Here is a 1121-nt window from a genome sequence, read left to right as displayed (position 1 = left end):
GTACGGCGACGGGCCGGGGCCGTGCGGGGGTGTCCGCGTGGTCCCGGCCCGTGGCCGTCGTGCCGTTCCCCGCGTGTGTCTTCGGCCGGGGAGGTGGGTTCAGTTCTTGCGGGTGTTGATCTCTTCGGTGAGCTGGGGCACGACGTCGAAGAGGTCGCCGACGACACCGAAGTCGACGAGTTCGAAGATCGGGGCCTCGGCGTCCTTGTTGACCGCGACGATGGTCTTCGAGGTCTGCATGCCCGCCCGGTGCTGGATCGCACCCGAGATGCCCGACGCGATGTACAGCTGCGGGGAGACGGACTTGCCGGTCTGGCCGACCTGGTTGGTGTGCGGGTACCAGCCCGCGTCGACCGCCGCCCGCGACGCGCCGACCGCCGCACCCAGCGAGTCCGCGAGCGCCTCGATCACCGCGAAGTTCTCCGCACCGTTGACGCCCCGGCCACCCGAGACCACGATCGCGGCCTCGGTCAGCTCCGGGCGCCCCGTCGACGCACGCGGCGTCCGCGACAGCACCTTCGTGCCCGTCGCCGCGGCCGAGAACTCCACCGCCAGCTCCTCGGCCGCACCCGCCGCGGCCGCCGGCTCCACCGGCGCCGAGTTCGGCTTCACCGTGATCACCGGCACACCCCGCGACACCCGCGACTTCACCGAGAACGACGCCGCGAACGCCGACTGCGTCGCCACCGGACCCGACTCACCCGCCTCCAGGTCCACCGCGTCCGTGATGATCCCCGAACCGATCCGCACCGCCAGACGCGCCGCGACCTCCTTGCCCTCCGCCGACGACGGCACCAGAACCGCCACCGGCGACACCGCCGCGACCGCCGCCCGCAACGCGTCGACCTTCGGCACCACCAGGTACTGAGCGAACTCCGCCGCCTCCGACGTCAGCACCCGCACCGCACCGTGCTCACCGAGCACACCCGCCGTGCCCGCCGCACCCGCACCCAGCGCCACCGCGACCGGATCACCCAGCCGCCGCGCCAGCGTCAGCAGCTCCAGCGTGGGCTTACGGACCGCACCGTCCACGTGATCGACAAAAACCAGAACCTCAGCCATGGAACATCCACTTCCTGCGAAACCAGAGATCAAAGAGGGAGAGGGCAGGGGACCCGTCC

1 protein-coding gene is annotated in these 1121 nt (G+C 71.5%); it reads right to left on the bottom strand.

Going from position 1 to position 1121, the window contains the following annotated elements; translation table 11 throughout:
* Window positions 1–99: 99 nt before the first annotated feature.
* Window positions 100–1062 carry an electron transfer flavoprotein subunit alpha/FixB family protein gene (locus ACWCSV_RS34565; RefSeq protein ID WP_451149231.1) on the bottom strand — a complete coding sequence of 321 codons (963 nt, stop codon included), beginning with the start codon at window positions 1060–1062 and terminating at the stop codon, window positions 100–102.
* Between the last annotated feature and the right edge of the window lie 59 nt (window positions 1063–1121).

It is taken from the genome of Streptomyces sp. NPDC001770 (assembly GCF_053596135.1).
The sequence above is the reverse complement of the archived record's forward strand: the minus strand, read 5'-3'. Positions and strand labels throughout refer to the sequence as shown.

What these genes read in the sequence shown, in the direction of transcription:
- ACWCSV_RS34565 (WP_451149231.1), bottom strand. Translation starts at nt 1,062, where the DNA reads ATGGCTGAGGTTCTGGTTTTTGTCGATCACGTGGACGGTGCGGTCCGT.